This is a genomic window from Pseudomonas sp. OG7, from assembly GCF_014192825.1.
GTDB lineage: Bacteria > Pseudomonadota > Gammaproteobacteria > Pseudomonadales > Pseudomonadaceae > Aquipseudomonas > Aquipseudomonas monteilii.
Genome location: NZ_JACHYK010000011.1, coordinates 151,843 through 169,368 on the forward strand (window position 1 = coordinate 151,843; position 17,526 = coordinate 169,368).

At 62.1% G+C, this 17,526-nt stretch carries 9 protein-coding genes; 6 read left to right on the plus strand and 3 right to left on the minus strand.

All coding sequences use genetic code 11. The annotated features are described in order from the left end of the window. Positions 1–42 precede the first annotated feature (42 nt). On the minus strand, positions 43–1,377 hold the full coding sequence (gene yegQ, locus FHW75_RS24620; protein ID WP_025754429.1) for a tRNA 5-hydroxyuridine modification protein YegQ: 1,335 nt from the start codon (positions 1,375–1,377) through the stop codon (positions 43–45). A gap of 133 nt (positions 1,378–1,510) precedes the next feature. Between yegQ and FHW75_RS24625 the strand changes: the two genes are divergently transcribed. After that, entirely contained in the window at positions 1,511–2,575 is a 1,065-nt protein-coding gene (locus FHW75_RS24625) for an AI-2E family transporter (RefSeq protein ID WP_016714971.1), read from the plus strand. A gap of 39 nt (positions 2,576–2,614) precedes the next feature. Here the strand turns inward: FHW75_RS24625 and phnX are convergent, their stop codons facing one another. Together phnX and FHW75_RS24635 are read right to left on the minus strand one after the other, a co-directional pair. Then, positions 2,615–3,442, minus strand: a complete 828-nt coding sequence (gene phnX / locus FHW75_RS24630; RefSeq protein WP_016714972.1) for a phosphonoacetaldehyde hydrolase — start codon at positions 3,440–3,442, stop codon at positions 2,615–2,617. A 34-nt stretch (positions 3,443–3,476) separates the two neighbouring features. Continuing rightward, a complete protein-coding gene (locus tag FHW75_RS24635; protein ID WP_027609681.1) occupies positions 3,477–4,583 on the minus strand; it encodes a 2-aminoethylphosphonate--pyruvate transaminase in 1,107 nt (368 codons plus the stop codon). A gap of 112 nt (positions 4,584–4,695) precedes the next feature. Here FHW75_RS24635 and FHW75_RS24640 point away from each other — a divergent pair, with 112 nt between their 5' ends. From FHW75_RS24640 to FHW75_RS24660, 5 genes are all read left to right on the plus strand, one after another. Next, positions 4,696–5,559 carry a LysR substrate-binding domain-containing protein gene (locus FHW75_RS24640; protein ID WP_019097510.1) on the plus strand — a complete coding sequence of 288 codons (864 nt, stop codon included), beginning with the start codon at positions 4,696–4,698 and terminating at the stop codon, positions 5,557–5,559. Between the two features lie 57 nt (positions 5,560–5,616). Further along, positions 5,617–6,639 (plus strand): AraC family transcriptional regulator, encoded by a 1,023-nt coding sequence (locus FHW75_RS24645; RefSeq protein ID WP_019097509.1) that lies wholly within the window; start codon positions 5,617–5,619, stop codon positions 6,637–6,639. A gap of 79 nt (positions 6,640–6,718) precedes the next feature. Next, positions 6,719–11,227 carry an NEL-type E3 ubiquitin ligase domain-containing protein gene (locus FHW75_RS24650; RefSeq protein ID WP_161990191.1) on the plus strand — a complete coding sequence of 1,503 codons (4,509 nt, stop codon included), beginning with the start codon at positions 6,719–6,721 and terminating at the stop codon, positions 11,225–11,227. A gap of 83 nt (positions 11,228–11,310) precedes the next feature. Beyond that, positions 11,311–15,756 (plus strand): NEL-type E3 ubiquitin ligase domain-containing protein, encoded by a 4,446-nt coding sequence (locus tag FHW75_RS24655; protein ID WP_183674855.1) that lies wholly within the window; start codon positions 11,311–11,313, stop codon positions 15,754–15,756. Positions 15,757–15,878: 122 nt separating this feature from the next. Then, entirely contained in the window at positions 15,879–17,525 is a 1,647-nt protein-coding gene (locus tag FHW75_RS24660) for an acyl-CoA synthetase (RefSeq protein ID WP_183674858.1), read from the plus strand. The last annotated feature ends 1 nt before the right edge of the window (position 17,526 follow it).

Genomic DNA, 17,526 nt, shown 5'->3' on the forward strand with positions numbered 1-17,526 from the left:
TAGCGTAAGCGGCTGGCCACTGAGTTGCACGTTACAGTACTGTCAGCTTGCTGCCTCGTCGACACCGAGGTCGCGCATCAGCAGGGCATGCTCGAGCGCGACCTGCTCCGGAATGGGCAGGTACACCACATGGCCATCGCCCGGCGCCACCTCGATGGCCTGCTGCTGGCTGTTGCACAAGCGGTGCAGGTCGAAGTGGTAGTTGCCGCGCGGGGTCATCAGCTCCAGGTGGTCACCCACGGCGAAGCGGTTCTTCACCTTGACCTCGGCCAGGCCATCGACACGCACGCCGGTCAACTCGCCAACGAACTGCTGGCGCTCCGAGACCGAATTACCTCGCTGGTAGTTCTGGTACTCATCGTGTACGTGACGGCGCAGGAACCCTTCGGTGTAGCCTCGTTGCGCAAGGGACTCCAGGTTGCCCATCAAGGTGCGGTCGAACGGCCGCCCGGCCACGGCGTCGTCAATGGCCTGGCGATATGACTGCACCGCGCGGGCACAGTAGAAGTGCGACTTGGTGCGCCCTTCGATTTTTAGCGAATGCACGCCCATGGTGGCCAGGCGCTCGACGTGCTGGATGGCACGCAGGTCCTTGGCGTTCATGATGTAGGTGCCGTGTTCATCCTCGAAGGCTGGCATTTCAGTGCCGGGGCGGTTGCTTTCCTGCAGCAGGAACACCTGCTCGGTCGGGGCGCCCAGGCCAAGGGTGGGCTGCACTTCGCGCACGATGTCGCCGGTGGCGTTCTCGGTGGCCGGCGTGGCGTCGTACTTCCAGCGGCAGGCGTTGGTGCAGGTGCCCTGGTTGGCGTCACGCTTGTTGAGGTAGCCCGACAGCAGGCAACGGCCGGAGTAGGCCATGCACAGGGCGCCGTGGACGAACACCTCCAGCTCCATGCCCGGCACCTGCTGGCGGATTTCCTCGATTTCTTCGAGCGACAGCTCGCGTGAAAGGATGACCCGGCTCAAGCCCAGTTGCTGCCAGAACTGTACGCTGGCCCAGTTCACCGTATTGGCCTGCACCGACAGGTGCACCGGCATCTGCGGGAAGTGCTGGCGCACCAGCATGATCAGGCCGGGGTCGGACATGATCAGCGCATCCGGCGCCATGTCGATCACTGGCGCCAGGTCTTTGAGGAAGGTCTTGAGCTTGGCGTTGTGCGGAGCAATGTTGACCACCACGTAAAAGCGCTTGCCCAACGCATGCGCCTCCTGGATGCCCAGCGCGAGGTTGGCATGGTCGAACTCATTGTTACGCACCCGCAAGCTGTAGCGCGGCTGGCCTGCATAGACCGCGTCGGCACCGTAGGCAAAGGCATAGCGCATGGTCTTGAGGGTGCCGGCGGGGGCCAGCAGTTCGGGCTTGGCAGTCGGGTTCATGTGCGTACCGGGGCAAAAGGCGCGGATGCTAGGGCTGGCGCAAAAAACGCGTATTGATTTGCATCAAAGGAGTGGTGGCACTTTTACCCACGCGGCGCGCACTAATATTCCAGAAGCCATTCGAGGACCTGCGATGAACGAAGCTGCGCTACAGAACAAAGCCCTGGCCGTACTTTTGGCGCTGGTGACCATCGCCTTTTTCTGGATATTGCTGCCTTACTACGGTGCGATTTTCTGGGCGGTGATACTGGGCATTCTGTTTGCCCCGCTGCAGCGGCACCTGCTGATCCGCTTTGGGCGTAGGCGCAACCTGGCCGCTGCCACCACGATGCTGGTGTGCCTGCTGGTGGCGATCCTGCCAGTGATCATCACCAGTGCACTGTTGGTGCAGGAGGGGGCCACGCTGTACCAGCGTATCGAAAGCGGGCAGCTGGACATCGCCGGTTACGTCGAGCGCGGCAAGGACATGCTCCCGGCGTTCGCCCAGCATGGCCTGGACAACATGGGTATGGGCAACCTCGACGCGTTGCGCGAAAAAATCACCAAGTGGGCAACCCAGGGTAGCCAGGTATTGGCCAGCCAGGCGTTCAGCTTCGGTCAGGGTACGTTCGAGTTCGTGATCAGCTTTGGCATCATGATGTACCTGCTGTTCTTCTTCCTGAGAGAAGGCGCCGAGGTGGCTCGTCGTGTGCGCCTGGCCGTGCCACTGCCCGAACCCCAGAAGCGCCGTTTGCAGCTGAAATTCAACCGGGTGGTGCGGGCGACGGTGAAAGGTAACGTGCTGGTGGCCATTACCCAAGGGGCGCTGGGCGGGTTCATCTTCTGGGTGCTGGATATCCCCAGTGCGTTGGTGTGGGCGGTGCTGATGGCGTTCCTGTCGCTGCTGCCGGCAGTGGGCGCTGGCATCGTCTGGGCGCCGGTGGCCGCGTATTTCCTGCTGACCGGGGCCATATTGCCGGGGGTGATCCTGACCGCGTTCGGGGTGCTGGTGATCGGCCTGGTGGACAACCTGCTGCGGCCGATCCTGGTGGGCAAGGACACGCGCATGCCGGACTATCTGATCCTGGTGTCGACGTTGGGTGGGCTGGCGGTCTTTGGGCTCAACGGTTTCGTAATCGGGCCATTGATCGCAGCACTGTTCGTGTCCAGCTGGGCAATCTTTGCCTCGACCAAGCCGCAAGTGCAGTTGCCGCAGTAGACCGTGCACGGGGGCCGCAAAGCGGCCCCACTTGCCGGCTCAGGAGGCCTGCGGCATCTCGCCCTTGGCCAGGCGCCGGTTGATGTCGGCGATCACTTCGGGCAGCTCGTTGATGGTGTCGATCAGGTAGTGTGGGCGGGAGCCTGCGAACAGCGTGTGAATGCGCGTGCGCTCGCTTTCCAGCTTCTCGGCGCTCAGTGCACGGTAGCCTTCCCAGGTCAGCCCCAGGGCATTGCCCGAACACACCAGGGCCACGGTCCACATGCCGGCGCGTCGGCCTTCGAGAATGCCCGGCACGGTGTCATCCACCTTCACGCAGGCCGCTACGTCGTCGATGCCAAGGGCAATCACGTTGGCCAAGGCCTGGGCTGGCCAGGGACGACCGTTCGGGGTTTCATCGGTGGCTACCACATGGTCGGCCACGTAGCCATTCTGCGCGGCCAGCTCCACCACCTTGTCCATCACCACTTTCGGGTAACCCGAGCAGGAGCCGATCTTCAGGCCGTTCTGGCGCAGGCCGGTCAAGGTTTCCAGGGCACCGGGGATCAGTGCCGAGTGCACGGCGATCTTCTCGATCTGCAGTGGCATGAAGCGGTTGTAGATGGCGGTGACATCATCGTCGGTGGGGGTGCGGCCGAACACCTTGCGGTAGCGCTCGGCAATTTCCGGTACGTCGCACAGGGTGCGGATGTGGTCCCATTTGCCCATGCCCATCGGGCCTCGGGCTTCCTCGATGGTCACTTGCACGTCGAATTCGGCGAACGCCTCGACGAAGATCTGGGTCGGCGCGAAGGAGCCAAAATCGACCACGGTGCCGGCCCAGTCGAGGATGGCGGCTTGCAGCTGGGTAGGGTTGCTGTAGTTCATGTGCGCTAATTCCTGAAGTCGGGTGGGCAAAGGGTCAGATGTCCAGCACTTCCATTTCCCGCAGCACTTGGGCCACGGCATTCACGGCGGCTTGCATGCCGTCGGCTCCGACCACGCCGATGCAACCGACGCGGAAGGTTTCGACCTGGGTCAGCTTGCCCGGGTAAAGGATGAAACCCTTGGCCTTGACCCGCTCGTAGAAGTCTTTGAACTGGTAGCGGGCATCGTTGGGTGCATGGAACGTGACAATGATCGGCGCCTGGATCTCGGCCGGCAGGAAGCTGCGCAGGCCGATGGCCGCCATGCCGTCGAGCAGGGTCTTGCAGTTGTTGGCGTAGCGCTGGTAGCGGGCCGGCAGGCCGCCTTCCTCATTGTATTGCTGCAGTGCTTCATGCAGGGCCGCGACCACGTGGGTGGGGGGTGTGAAGCGCCACTGGCCGGTCTTGGCCATGTAGGCGTGCTGGTCGTGAAGGTCCATGGCCAGCGAGTGGGCATTGCCTTCGGCGGCGGCCAAGGCTGCTTTTTCGGCGAAGACGAAGCCCATGCCGGGTACGCCTTCCAGGCACTTGCCGGAGGCGGCGATAAGTGCTTCGAAGGGGATTTCGCGGGCGTCGATTGGCAAGGCGCCGAACGAGCTCATGGCATCGATGATCAGGCGTTTACCGTGGCGTTTGATGACCTGGGCGATCTCGGGCAGCGGGTTGAGGATGCCTGTGCTGGTTTCGCAGTGGATCAATGCCACGTGGGTCACGGCCGGGTCGGCAGCCAGCAGGCGGTCGACATCCGCGGCGGTAGTTGGCTGGTCTTCGGCGGTTTCGAAGGTGCTGTACGTGCGGCCCAGCACTTTGCAGATTTTCGCCAGACGCTGGCCGTAAGCGCCGTTGATCAGCACCAGAACCTTGCCATCGCGTGGCACCAGGGTGCCGATGGCCGCTTCCACGGCGAATGTGCCGCTGCCTTGCAGGGGCACGCAGTGGTGGCTGGCGCTGCCGTCGATGATCGCCAGCAGTTGCTCGCACACGCTGGCCGTCAGTTGGTTGAAATCGCGGTCCCAGGAGCCCCAGTCCACCAGCATGGCTTGGCGGGTGCGGATTGATGTGGTCAGGGGACCTGGGGTCAGCAGAATCGGGGCGTTGCTCATTCCGTTATTCCTCACAAGCGGTGGGCTGAAACGACGGGGCCTAGGTTGCAATTCACGCTGTCATCAATCAAATTGTTTGTTGTTATCTCAGCTATAAGTCAGGCCGATAGAAATGAACCTGTTCCAGCTGCGCGCCTTTGACGCCGTAGCCCGTGAGGGCAGCTTTACCCGTGCCGCCGAGCGGCTGTTCATCAGCCAGCCGGCCGTGACCGGGCACGTCAAGGCGCTTGAGGAGCACTACCAGATCACCCTGCTGCGGCGTACCGCACGGCGGGTGGAGTTGACCGAGGAGGGCACTCGCCTGGCAGCCATCACCCGCGCCATGTTCGGCCTGGCCGAAGAGGCACAGGCCATGCTTGAGGCCAACCGGCAGTTGCTGACCGGGCGCCTGGAGGTGGCGGCCGATGGCCCGCATCGGGTCATGCCCATGCTGGCGCAACTGCGCGAGCGCTACCCCGGCATCACGGTCAACTTGCGGCTGGGCAATGCCCAGGAAACGCTGGCTGCGCTGTTGTCCGAACACGCCGACGTGGCGGTGCTGACCGAGATCGAGCCGCGCAAGGGCCTGTACCTGCAGAACCTCTGCGAATCACGCCTGTGTGCGTTGTTGCCTGCGGGGCATGGCTGGGCCCACGACGACGGCGATTTGCCCCTGGCCGAACTGCACCAGCAGATCATGGTGCTGCGCGAACCCAGCTCCACCACGCGGCGTACCTTCGACAAAGCCTGCGTCAGGGCGGGCGTGCAGCCGCGTGTACTGCTGGAGCTGGACAGCCGTGAGGCGGTAACCGAGGCGGTGGCTTCGGAGCTGGGTATTGGTGTTGTTTCTTCTACAGAAGTGGCCAATGATCCGCGGGTGGTGGCACGGCCATTGTCTGGCGACGGCCTGGTCAACCAACACCTGATCGGTTGCCTGGAGCGCCGTCGCGAATTGCGCCTGATCCAGGCGTTCCTGGGCCTGGCGGTGGGGCTGTGATGGCTGTTTTCAGCAAGGCGGCCTAAGATGGCCGGCAACACGCCGACAGGACCGTCGATGAGCGACAAAGACACTATTTCCATGCAGCTGGTGCGTGAAGCGCTGTTGCAAACCTGCCCCGCCGGTGAGCCCGATAGCAGCTTGCTGGCCCGGGCGGGCATCGCCGTTGAACACTTGCACTTGCCAGAGGCGCGTGTCAGTGCAGAGTCCTATGCCCGGTTGTGGCGCCTGCTGGCACGCCGCTGCAACGACGAGTTCTTCGCCATGGACCCACGCGGCCTGCGCAGTGGCAGCCTGGCGTTCATGTGCCGTGCCAGCATGGGCCAGCCGACCTTGGGCGCTGGCCTGGAAACCGCGCTGGCATTCCTTTCGCTGATGCTCCAGGACATGCAGCCCAGCCTGGTGCGCCAGGAAGGTTTGGCCGAGATTGTCATCAATGAGCCGCGTGACGAACCGCGCCGCGCGTTCACCTATTTCACGTTCTGGATGATCGTGCATGGGGTGGCGTGCTGGCTGGCCGGGCGGCGTATCCCGATTCTGAGCATTGACCTGCGTTGTGCCGAGCCACCCTTTTGTGACGACTATCGGGTGATGTTCTCGGAAAACCTGCATTTTGAGCGCCCGCGCACACGCATGATCGTTGCCTCGGCGTGCCTTGACCTGCCGTTGAAGCGCAACGAGGAGGAACTGCAGCGATTTCTTGCCGAAGCGCCGGGCAATATCCTGGTCAAGTACCGTGACCCGGCCAGCCTCGGGCGACGCATACGAACCGACCTGCTGGGCCTGGCCCCTGAACATTGGCCAGATGCTGACAGCCTGGCACGGCAGTTGTGCCTGTCGCCTTCGACCCTGCGCCGGCGCCTGGCCGAAGAGGGGCAGAATTACCAAGGGTTGAAGGACAGTGTACGCAGAGAGTTGGCGATCGCCTGGTTAAGCCGGGAAGACGTGGCCATGGGCGAGCTTGCCGAGCAGTTGGGGTTTGCCGACAACAGTTCGTTCTACAAGGCGTTTCGCAAATGGTTTGGCTGTAACCCTGGGCATTATCGGGCATTGATTCAGGCGCGCGGGGCTGGGCACTGAGGGACCAACGCTTCCGGCTGTGGCGCCGCAAACGGTAAGGGCAAGGTGGCAGGTCGAATCATGCCTGAGGATCCTGACCATGCCCCAACCGACGATTCACCCGAAACTGCTGCACCCGGCCAACGACTTCATCGCCGAGCAGTTGCCCACCTGGCTGAGGAGGGCCGGACCAAAACCACTGGCGTTGCTGCGGGCCTGCATGACGGCACATTTGCAGAGCCAGAAACGCATGGCGGCGGCCTCGCAGCAGCTGCAACCGCTTGAGCGGTTTGCCGCTCTGCACTTCGAGCAGGCGATGAAGTCGCAACTGAAGCTGGAAATGGATCTGACCAACGTCAACTGGCGTGAAGAGCGACGGCGCTTGAAGGTCAGCCAAGGCCAGCTTCAGGCGTTCGAGGCTTATTTCGTGACCGTGCCGGCCTTGCAGAAGTTGTTGCAGAACTTCATGGAAGGTGAGTCGTTCTTTACCGACACGGCGCTGATCGATGCAACCACTGCGCCTGGCGAGCCAGTGCGTGTCATCACGCAGCGCGTCGACGATGTGGTGCAGCTGTGCCGTAGCGCAGATGTCGGTCAGGCCTATCAAGACCATCTCGATCAAGTACTGACGGCCAGTTTCAAGCGCCAGCTGGCCATCGACAGGCGCCTTGAGTTAGCGGTTGCAATCGAGATTGCGGCCCTCAAAGGGCAACTTGCAGGTAGTGACCTGCGAATGCTGCGTGAAGTCGGGCAAGGCAAGCGTCCAGAGCTGTTTTCGGACCATGAGCTCAACATGAGTACGTTGCAGATCCTGGGGCACCGGGTAGATGGCGCCATTGTGTTCCAGCTGGTGGGAACACCAAGCGGGTTCCCCGGTCTGGTCTTCAACCCCAGACGTCTGCTGAGCGTGCTGCTTTATCTGCCAGACGACCCCGTTCAGCCGCTGCGCCGTTACGATGACTGGCGTTCGGCTAACCGAGGCCTGGTGGCTGCCATGGGCAATGCCCGGTTCCGCCAGTCGATTGCACGTCGGATTGCACTTGGCGGGCAGGCGGATTATCAGCAGACGCTGGGCAAGCGCCTGCTGGATGACCAACCGGACCTGGAACCCTGCTCCGTTGCTGCAGAAAACGAAGCGTTCATCGACCTGGCCGTCGGGCATGTGCAGCGCATCAAGGATGATGCGGCTTTCCTGGCCGTGCCGACGGCGCAGGCGAACACCAGGGCTGCGTCAGAACGATTGCGAAAGCTGGAGACTGCGGGGCTGGTACTGCTGAACCTGGTCGGGTTTTTCGTGCCGGCCGTTGGCGCACTGCTCTTGGCGGATCTGGCCCGGCAGGTGCTGGGTGAAGTATTCGAAGGTGCGCGTGACTGGGCTCAGGGGCACCAGCACGAAGCACTGGAGCACCTGCTTCAGGTGGCCACTACAGTGGCTGCTGGCGCTGCGGTCGCCACGGGCGTGCAGATAGCGCGCAGTACCTTTGTCGAGCAGTTGGAGCCGGTCCTCACCGAGGCGGACAAGCAACGTCTATGGCATTACGACCTACGTCCTTACCAGGCACACGCGACCGTGCCAACCTTGACTGAACTGGATAACGGGCTGCTTAGCGATGGCCAGGCCCACTGGTGGCGGTGCGAGGGTGTGCTGTACCGGGTGCGCCGGGATACAGCGGGCACCTGGCGATTATTGCACCGTGACGGCGCGGGCGTGTTTGGCCCTTCTCTGGAGAGTAACGGTGAGCGTGCCTGGCGGCTCAGGTACGAGCGGCCGCTGGAGTGGCAGGGCAGTGAGCGACTACTCATGCGTCTATGGCCTGGCGCAGCTGGATTGAGCCCGGAGCGGATCTCGCAAATCCTTACAGTCGCGGATGTCGATGAGGCGCATTTGCGCGGTTTGCTGGTAGAAGGACGGCACCTGCCCGTAGCGCTGCGCGATACCTTGGAGCGTTTTGCCGTCGATGACAGGATCGAGGTGTTCTTTGCCGAACTAGGGGCGCAAGGCCACGATGCCGAAGCCTTGCAGTGGTGCAATGACAGATTGGGGCTGCAAGGGCTACAACTGTCGGAACAGATCCAGGCGATTCAGGCCTCTGCGCAAAACCTGCGGGCCCCGATGCTGGAGCATTTTGCCAAAGCCTACCTGGTTGATGATCCGCTGTTGGCCACGCTGAAGGGCAGTTTTGCGGGGCTGCCTGACGCCTATGCGCTGGATTTGCTCAAAAACGCCAGTGTTGAGCTACGCCAACGCATGGTGAGTGAGTCTCGCGTGCCGATGGCGTTGGCCGAGCAGGCGCGCGCGATGCTGCAGCAGGCCCGCCTTACACGGGTACGCGAGGCTTTGTTCTTGCGTAATGGTTACAACGCCGACTGGGTGACCTTGGTATTCGCCTTGCTGCGTCGCCGGAGCTTGGCGCCTGGAAGCATCAACCTGATATTGCGCGAGGGGTCAGCCTTTGGCCCTGCACTGGAAAAACTGTTCCCTGAGCAAGGCGGGACAGATCAGGGCACGGTGATGGTGTGGCGTGACGGCAGCTTTGATCTCTACGACGGGATGGGCCAGGAAAACGAGATAGAGGTGGCGCAGCCCCACGGGCTATTCGAAGTGCTGGCTGCCTGCCTGCCGTCCACTTTCCTGCAGCGTGAAGGGTGGGCTGGCGAAGGTGCCGCAGCGCGCATCCGTGTGTCGATGCAAGGCTGGCTACCGCGTGACCGCCTTGAGTTGATCCGTTTGCTAGGGTGGCGTGAAGCCAGGCCCGTTGCTTCTCCCTTGCACCGTTTGCCCGATGGGCGGGTTGGCTATTTGCTCAGCGGCCGGGGCACTTCGTCAGCGACTCAAAGGCAGGTGCTGCTGCGTCGGATTCGTAGCCTGTACCCTTCTTTCGATGACGATGCCGTCGAACGCTTCTTGCAGATGCTCTTGAGGAGCTCGCACTCGGCTTACGCCAATCTGCTGCATCAGGAGCAACAGTACCGCAGGCTTGATGAGAGCCTTGTTCGCTGGACCGATGCTGTATCCGGGCCTCAACGTGGGCAGCGGCAGCTGGTAGCAAGCGCGTTTCGCCACGCGTGGCGCCTGGAGGGTGATCGGGTTCATTTTCCCGATGATGCGCAAAGTGGATTGAGACTTGGTGTTCTCAATGTGCCGGCCGGCGGTTTGCCTGTCCTACCAGTAGGTACTGACTTTGGCCACATCACGGACCTTGCGCTGGTGGGGTTGCGGCTACAAGCTTTGCCGGCAGGTTTTCTGAACTTTTTCCCTGGCTTGCGGCGCCTGGACCTGAGCAGAAATGCCTTGCTTGCGCTTCCGCAAGGGCTCGAAATGTTGCCCCGGTTGCGCTATTTGCACCTGGCCAGCAACCGGATTCGGATGACGGCGCCCCATGCGGGGGCCTTGGCGCAGCTCGTCAACCTGCGCACGTTGGACCTGAGTGGCAACCCGTTGGGTGCGATCAGCTTGCGTTTCAACCAACTTTCCCGGTTGCGCGAGCTGCATCTGTATCGCACGGGTCTGCAGGTGGTGCCGGATGGCCTTGAATGGTGTGGCCTGCTTGAGCATGCCGACCTGCGAAATAACCAGATTTCCAGTTTGCCCCAGGCATTGATCGATGCTCCGCTGGCGCTGCGCCAGCGGCTGCTTGTAGAGGGTAACGCGCTGTCGGTGGCCGATCGCGAACGTTTGTACGCGGTACAGCCGGGACCGGGGCACTTGCAAGGGGAGGAGGCGGACATTCTGCATGCCAGGACGGCCTGGCTGGCGACTCTGGATGAGCATGATCAGTTAAACAGGTCTGGGCAGTGGGACGCGTTGAGACAGGAACCAGGCAACACGCAGTTCTTCCTGCTACTGGCAGAGCTGATTGACAGCGCCGATTTTCGGCTTGCACGTGAAGACCTTTCGCGAAGAGTGTGGGGTATGGTGGAGTCCGCCTCGCACGATACCCGGATCCGTGAAGAGCTTTTTGACCGCGCAGCGGACCCGCGTACATGCGTTGATAGTGTGGCGCATTGCTTCAGCCAGCTCGAAGTCCGCATGAGAGTGCTGCAAGTGACATTCGGGGGCGACCCGATTGCCACGCGTGATGCCCGCCTGTTGTTGGCTCAGCGCATGTTCCGGCTTGATGAGGTGGAACGTATCGCCCGTGCCGACTGCCTTGATCGGTTGGCCGAAGGGCACGCTGTGGATGAGGTCGAGGTCAGCCTGGCGTATCGCACGGGTTTGGCGAGCCGCCTGAACCTGATAGGGCAACCGCGGACCCTGCAGTTCCGTGCCATTGCCGGGGTTACGCAGGCACACCTCGATCAGGCATATGCGACCGTGCTGCGTGCTGAAACGGGTGTAGAGCGGGTTCGCTATATCAGTCAGCGAGACTTCTGGGCGCCGTACCTGCGTGTCAGGTATCCCGAGGCGTATGCGCGGATCTCCGACGATTTCGACACGCGGATGGATACCCTGGATCAGGAGAAGGAAGCCCTGAGCAGTAGTGACTATGTGAAACGCTGTGAGCAGCTGAAGCGGGAAAGGGAACAGGCGTTCGATGCACTTGCCCTGCAGCTGACCGAGCAGGAACTGAACATGCCGTTGCAGGACCGCCCGCGCCAGGGCGTCTGATCTGCCCGCACCCGTTCCCTCTGCATCCTGGTCAGGCAGTTGAGCAACATGGTTGGCTTCGTCCAATAGCTGGGGAACCAACCATGACCACCAACGCGACTGGCCACGATCAATTCATGGCTGCCAGATTACCTGAGTGGCTCAAACGTGCTTCAAAGGGCCAGATCAATACCTTGCGTACCAGCCTGAACGCGCATCATGCCAGCCAGGCGCGCCTGCGTGGGCTCACCGTCGAGCTACTGCCGCTCCAGCCGTTTGCCGAGAAACACCTGCTGGCACTGCTGGATGCACCGTTGCCTGATGGGCAGGCGTTTGCCCAGCTCGAATGGCTGAGGGTTGCTCCGCGGTTCGGCACTCTGCCAGGCACATTGCAGCAGACGTACGCGTACAGCCAGACACGTGAAAACGGGTTGCTGCGGCTGATGCGCAACTTCGCTGCGAATACAAGCTATTACATAGGTACCGGGCTGGTTCTGCCCGGCAGCGATAAGCCCTTGAATGCATCGCTGGACGCATTGATTGCGGCTTGTCGCGATCTGGACGTCGGCCAGAAATATCAGGACGAGCTGGAAAGGATCTTTCATCCGGCTACTCAAGCGATGCTGGCTGCAGACAAACGTTCGGGGTTGAAACTGGCCACCGAAATTGCAGCTTTGCAGGGAAACATAAGCGCCGATGTACAGATCGCCTTGCGTGAGGTGGTGGACCACGGTGAGCCGCACCGACAGCAAGGGTTGACGGGTGACCCGATGCTGCTGAAGGCGCTAGGGCAACCTGTGGCCGACGGGTTGCTGATTCACCTGCGTGACAAGGCAGGGAATGAACGGGGCATCGTCCTTTACCTGGCGAGCGATCCTCGGCAAGCGCTCCGTTTCTTCGACGATGCGCTCGCCATGAACAGCATGCTGGCATCGCTGTTGAAGGAGCCATCGTACTGGCAGTACTTCACGCAGCTGATCAGCATCGAGCACCGTGCAGCGTTCGTCAGCACCCTTGGCAAGCGCCTGAAGGACGCACTACCGGACCTGGCGCTTGAAGGCACGGCACCGGGCGGCGGGATTTTCACGGAACTGGCGACCCGGCAAGTGCAAAGGGTCAAGAATGATGCCCGCTTGTTGCTGGTACCAACCGCCGACGCTGATAGCCAGGCCATAAGCGCCAGACACGCGCAATGGAAGGCTGCGGGTCTGGACCTGATAAACCTCGCCGGATTGTTCATTCCCGTCGTGGGCGCCTTGTTGTTGGGTCAGTTGGTTGCCCAGACCTGCTCGGAAGTGTTCGAAGGGATAAGGGACTGGTCGAGCGGGCACCAACATGAAGCGCTGGAGCATTTGCTAGGGGTGGCCGAGACCTTGGCGGCCACGGCTGCGACAGTGGCGGCGGTCAGTTTTGTGCGCAGTGCGTTTGTCGCGCGCCTGGAGCCGGTAAGCCTTGGGAATGGGCGCGGTCGGCTATGGCATTTCGATCCCGCGAATTATCGCTCCATGCCGGGCTCTATCGGTCTGCTGGAAGAGGGAAGGTATGGTGAGGATGAACGTCGCTGGGTCCGTATCGACGGGCGCTATCACGAAGTGCACCAGCCGATCACTGGCGGCCCCTATCGCTTGCGTCATGCAGCGGGTGAGGGTGGCTACGGGCCGGTGGTGTTGCACAACGGTGAGCGTGGCTGGCGCCTGATGCGCGAGCAACCGCATGGCTGGCAGGACCCTGCACACATGCTGGATGCTTTGTGGCCACAGCATCCCGCTGTCGATGCGCATCAGGCCGAGCAGATACTGCGGGTCGCCGATATGGATGAAGATGAGTTGCGCGGGGTGCTGGTGGAGGACCGACCGGCTCCCGTGAACCTCGGGCAAACTCTGCGCGCCTTCCAGGCACATGCACGTATTCAGACATTTTTCGAGCGCGTTCGGCTGAAGGCATTGATGCCATCCGACAGTGAGCTGTTGACCTGGAGTGAAGGCCGGCCAGACGTTGGGGTGGGGCTGGAGCAGTTACTGGCGCACGAGGCCGAGTTGCGCCCGCAGCTGTTTGCCCACCTGACAGAGCTGCCGCTTGTGCAAGGTCCCTTGAGCTTGTTGGTCAAACGGGACTTCCCTGGCCTGCCGGCTGCCTACATAAACGAGCTGGCCGGCCAGGCAGGTGAGCTTGAGCACGAAATGGCGCGGGTCGAGCAGCGCCTGCCTTTGTCGTGTGCGAAGCACGCCCGTTCGCTCCTGCGCCTGGCGCGGTTGAACCGGGGGCTGGCCGGGTTGTATCTGAGCACGGCCTATAGCGACGTCACCGGCGAGCTGGCCCTTGCGTTGCTGGATACCTTCGAGCTTGACCAACTCGACATCGACTTGCGTGACAGCGCGATTGATGGGCGGTCTGTCAAGCACCTTGGTAGCGGCGGGCAGAGCGAGGCGGAAAGGGTACTGGTCCGCCATGAGGGCAGGTTTCAGATCTACAACGGGTTGGGTGAGCAACAAGCGGTTCCGCCCGGCGAACCTGGCTGTATCTTCGAGGCACTCGTTGCCGCCCTCACGTCTGAACAGCGGACGGCGATGCAGTTGGCGGGCAGTGCTTCGGCAGGCCAACTGCGTGCGCAGCTTCTGGAGCGGTTACCCGGATCCCATTGGGGTATTGCACGCATGCTCGGTTGGCCGGAGCAGGGTGCCTGGTTCAATCCAGGGCGTCGCCTGGAGGACGGGCGGGTGGGCTACACGCTCAGTGGCCGCTCTTCAGTTGCCCCCCGCGATGAGCGGGCAATCGCTCGTAACCAGTTACGATCGCTTTATCCTGGCCTGGATGAGGCCGCGCTGGAGGTGGAACTGGCGCGTTTGCAAGCAGGCTCGCAGCCCGTGCTGGAGCGCCTGGTGGTGTTGCAGGATCACCATGATCAGCTAACGCAATACCTGAACCGCTGGGTCAGTGCCGAGCTACAGGAGGGGCGGCAAGCCGCACGCAGGTTGACGGCCGATAGCATATTGCGAGCCTGGCGACTGCAGGGCGAGCCTGTCTCGACCGGCTCAGGGCAAACCCAGGGGCAGCGCTTGTCGTTGAGGGGTTTGCATTTACGCACGCTGCCGGCACTACCCCCGCAAATCGACTTCCATCGCATCACCGCGCTAAGCGTGAACGACAGCTTGGTTACAGACATTCCGGTCGATTTCCTACGTCCCTTCACTGCCTTGACGGACCTCAATCTCAACAGCAACGGCTTGATGCGCATACCAGTGGGTGTTGCACATCTGCCACATATTCAAGTGCTCCGATTGGCGCATAATCAGATAAGGCTCGATGCTCAGGCAATCGGCATTCTGCATGGCCTGCCAAACCTTACGCATCTTGACCTCAGCTACAACCGGCTGGAAGCGTTGGACATGAGCTTCCATCATCTCTCCCGACTGAGAAGTCTGAACCTGCGCCATTGCCGTCTCGGCGCCTGGCCGCGACGCTTGGAGCTGTGTGGCCTGCTTGAGTGTGCTGACCTGCGCGACAACCAACTGCGTGAGGTGCCGGCGGAAATCCAGCAGATGCCGCATGCGTTTCGGCGTGCCATTCTGATAGAGCGCAACCCCTTGTCGCCCATGCAACTCCGTAGATTTTACGCGCTCGATGTGATCGAGGAGCATCGGCACTCGCCTGAGCAGTCATGGACATTTGACCTGGCCCGGACTCGCACGCTTTTGGCCGAGCATGAGGATGCGGCGGTTCGGGCGACGCGAGAGGCCGTGTGGCAGCGTTTGCTGGCGCAAGCGAATAGCAGTGGGTTCTTCAGGTTGTTGGCTCGCCTGGAAATGACGGCTGACTACACGGGCGCTGGCGAAGGACGGGTTGCGCTGGTTGACGGAGTATGGGCATTGCTGGCCGCACTGGACAACGACCCCGTGCTCTGCCGGCGAATTTTCGAATGGGCTGACGCGCCGCTGTCGTGTTCGGATGCTGTCGCCAGCCGGTTCAGTGAATTGCAGGTGCAGGTCAGGCAGGCGCAGGCTGAAGCAAACGCGGTCAATCCTGAAAGCAGCAACCAGCTGCTGGAACTGGGCCGGCAACTGTTCCGGCTGGATCAGGTGGAGGGGATTGCCCGCCAGGATTACCGGCAGCGTCTGGCCGCCGGTGAGCCCGTTGATGAGTTGGCATTGGGACTTGCCTACAGGATACGACTTCGCAGCCGTTTGCAGCTGCCTGGTCAGCCGTACGCCATGCGCTATCCCGATGCTGTCACGCTTGCACAGGCCCGGATAGAGGATGCATTTCGGCGGGTTAACCACGCGCAGACCATCGAGAACTTGACCGATAGCCTGAGTCAGCGGGCGTTCTGGAACCGTTACCTGCGCCAGCAGCATGGCCGCATGTTTGATGCCATCCGTGCAGACTACTCGCAGCGCATGCTTCGGCTGCAGGCTCAGCGGCCTGCGTTGTCGGCGATGGCCCTTGAGCAGCAGCAAACTCGACTACGGGAGCAACAGGGCGTCGATATCGAGCGCCTGGTCGCGGCGCTCACCCAGTCCTACCTGCGCGCCGCAGAGCGCGGGCAGGGGTAACGAGAGGCGGCCAAACCGGTCATCCAGATTGACAGCTTTGGCCATTGCCGCCGCGCTTGAGCGGCGCGAACATCGTTGGACCGATGGTTTAACTCCAAAAACAAGAAACCAGGAGTCTGACGATGCGCGATTACGCCGAGGCCGCCCGTGCGTTCGACCATGCCAATGCTGTTACGGCGGCATTGCATGGCAACCTCGAAGCCCTCAATGCCTGTGTCGAATGTTGTGATCGGCATGCCGGAAGCGGCAAGCTGGCGCTGATTTACGAAGACCGCGATGGCAACAGCGCGCGCTACAGCTTCGATCAGCTCAAGGCGCAGGCAGCCCGGTTTGCCAATGTGCTCAAGGCGCAGGGGGTGGAGGCCGGAGACCGGGTGGCGGGGTTGATGCCGCGTACGCCCGAACTGCTGGTCACCATCCTCGCCACCTGGCGCCTGGGGGCGGTTTACCAGCCGTTGTTCACGGCGTTCGGCCCCAAGGCCATCGAGCACCGGCTTGAACAATCCCATGCCCGAGTGGTCGTCACCGACAGCCAGAACCGCGCCAAGCTGGACGATGTGCAGGCCTGTCCGACCATCATCACCGTCAGGGCCCGCAGCGGTGAGCTGGACTTCCAGCAATGCCTGGAACGCGCAGCGGATGCATGCGAGCCGGTGATGCGCTCAGGCAACGATCCGTTCCTGCTGATGTTCACCTCTGGAACCACCGGCCCGGCAAAACCATTGGAAGTGCCACTGCGGGCGATTGTCGCGTTCCAGGGTTACATGCGCGATGCCATCGAACTGCGTCCCGAGGACAACTTCTGGAACCTGGCCGACCCGGGTTGGGCGTATGGCCTGTATTACGCCGTTACCGGCCCGTTGTCGCTAGGGCACGCCACCACCTTCTACGATGGCCCGTTCAGTGTTGAAAGCTGCGCCCGGGTGATCGACAAGCTGGGCATCACCAACCTGGCTGGCTCGCCCACCGCGTACCGTTTGCTGATTGCTGCGGGCAATGAATTCTCGGCGCCGATCAAGGGCCGCCTGCGGGTGGTCAGCAGTGCTGGCGAACCGCTTAACCCGGAAGTGATCCGCTGGTTCTCCGACGAACTGGGCGTGACCATTCACGATCACTACGGCCAGACCGAACTGGGCATGGTGCTGTGCAACCACCATGGTTTGAGGCACCCGGTGCACCTGGGTTCGGCCGGCTTTGCCATCCCTGGCCACCGCATCGTGGTGGTGGACGAGCAGGGTAACGAACTGCCGGCCGGCCAGCCGGGCATCCTTGCTGTCGACCGTGAGCAATCACCGTTGTGCTGGTTCGGTGGCTACCAGGGCCTGCCGACCAAGTCCTTCGTTGGCAAGTATTACCTCAGCGGCGACACCGTCGAGCTGAACCAGGACGGCAGCATCAGCTTCGTCGGCCGCAGCGATGATGTGATCACCACCTCCGGGTATCGGGTTGGCCCGTTCGATGTGGAAAGCGCGCTGATCGAGCACCCGGCGGTGATCGAGGCGGCGGTGATCGGCAAGCCCGACCCGGAGCGCACCGAGCTGATCAAAGCGTTCGTGGTATTGGCCCGTGGCTACAACGGCAGTCCCGAGCTGGAGGAAACCTTGCGTCAGCACGTACGCCAGCGGCTGTACGCGCATGCCTACCCCAGAGAAATCGAATTCGTCAGCGAGCTGCCCAAAACCCCGAGTGGCAAGCTGCAACGCTTCATCCTGCGTAACCAGGAAGTCGCCAAACAAAACGCGCAACAGGCCACCCCTGCCAGCGCTTGAA

Excerpts from the sequence above, each read along its gene's own strand:
- FHW75_RS24660 (WP_183674858.1), top strand. The coding sequence starts at position 15,879 with ATGCGCGATTACGCCGAGGCCGCCCGTGCGTTCGACCATGCCAATGCT.
- FHW75_RS24645 (WP_019097509.1), top strand. The coding sequence starts at position 5,617 with ATGAGCGACAAAGACACTATTTCCATGCAGCTGGTGCGTGAAGCGCTG.
- FHW75_RS24635 (WP_027609681.1), bottom strand. The coding sequence starts at position 4,583 with ATGAGCAACGCCCCGATTCTGCTGACCCCAGGTCCCCTGACCACATCA.
- FHW75_RS24650 (WP_161990191.1), top strand. The coding sequence starts at position 6,719 with ATGCCCCAACCGACGATTCACCCGAAACTGCTGCACCCGGCCAACGAC.
- FHW75_RS24640 (WP_019097510.1), top strand. The coding sequence starts at position 4,696 with ATGAACCTGTTCCAGCTGCGCGCCTTTGACGCCGTAGCCCGTGAGGGC.
- FHW75_RS24625 (WP_016714971.1), top strand. The coding sequence starts at position 1,511 with ATGAACGAAGCTGCGCTACAGAACAAAGCCCTGGCCGTACTTTTGGCG.
- FHW75_RS24655 (WP_183674855.1), top strand. The coding sequence starts at position 11,311 with ATGACCACCAACGCGACTGGCCACGATCAATTCATGGCTGCCAGATTA.
- yegQ (WP_025754429.1), bottom strand. The coding sequence starts at position 1,377 with ATGAACCCGACTGCCAAGCCCGAACTGCTGGCCCCCGCCGGCACCCTC.
- phnX (WP_016714972.1), bottom strand. The coding sequence starts at position 3,442 with ATGAACTACAGCAACCCTACCCAGCTGCAAGCCGCCATCCTCGACTGG.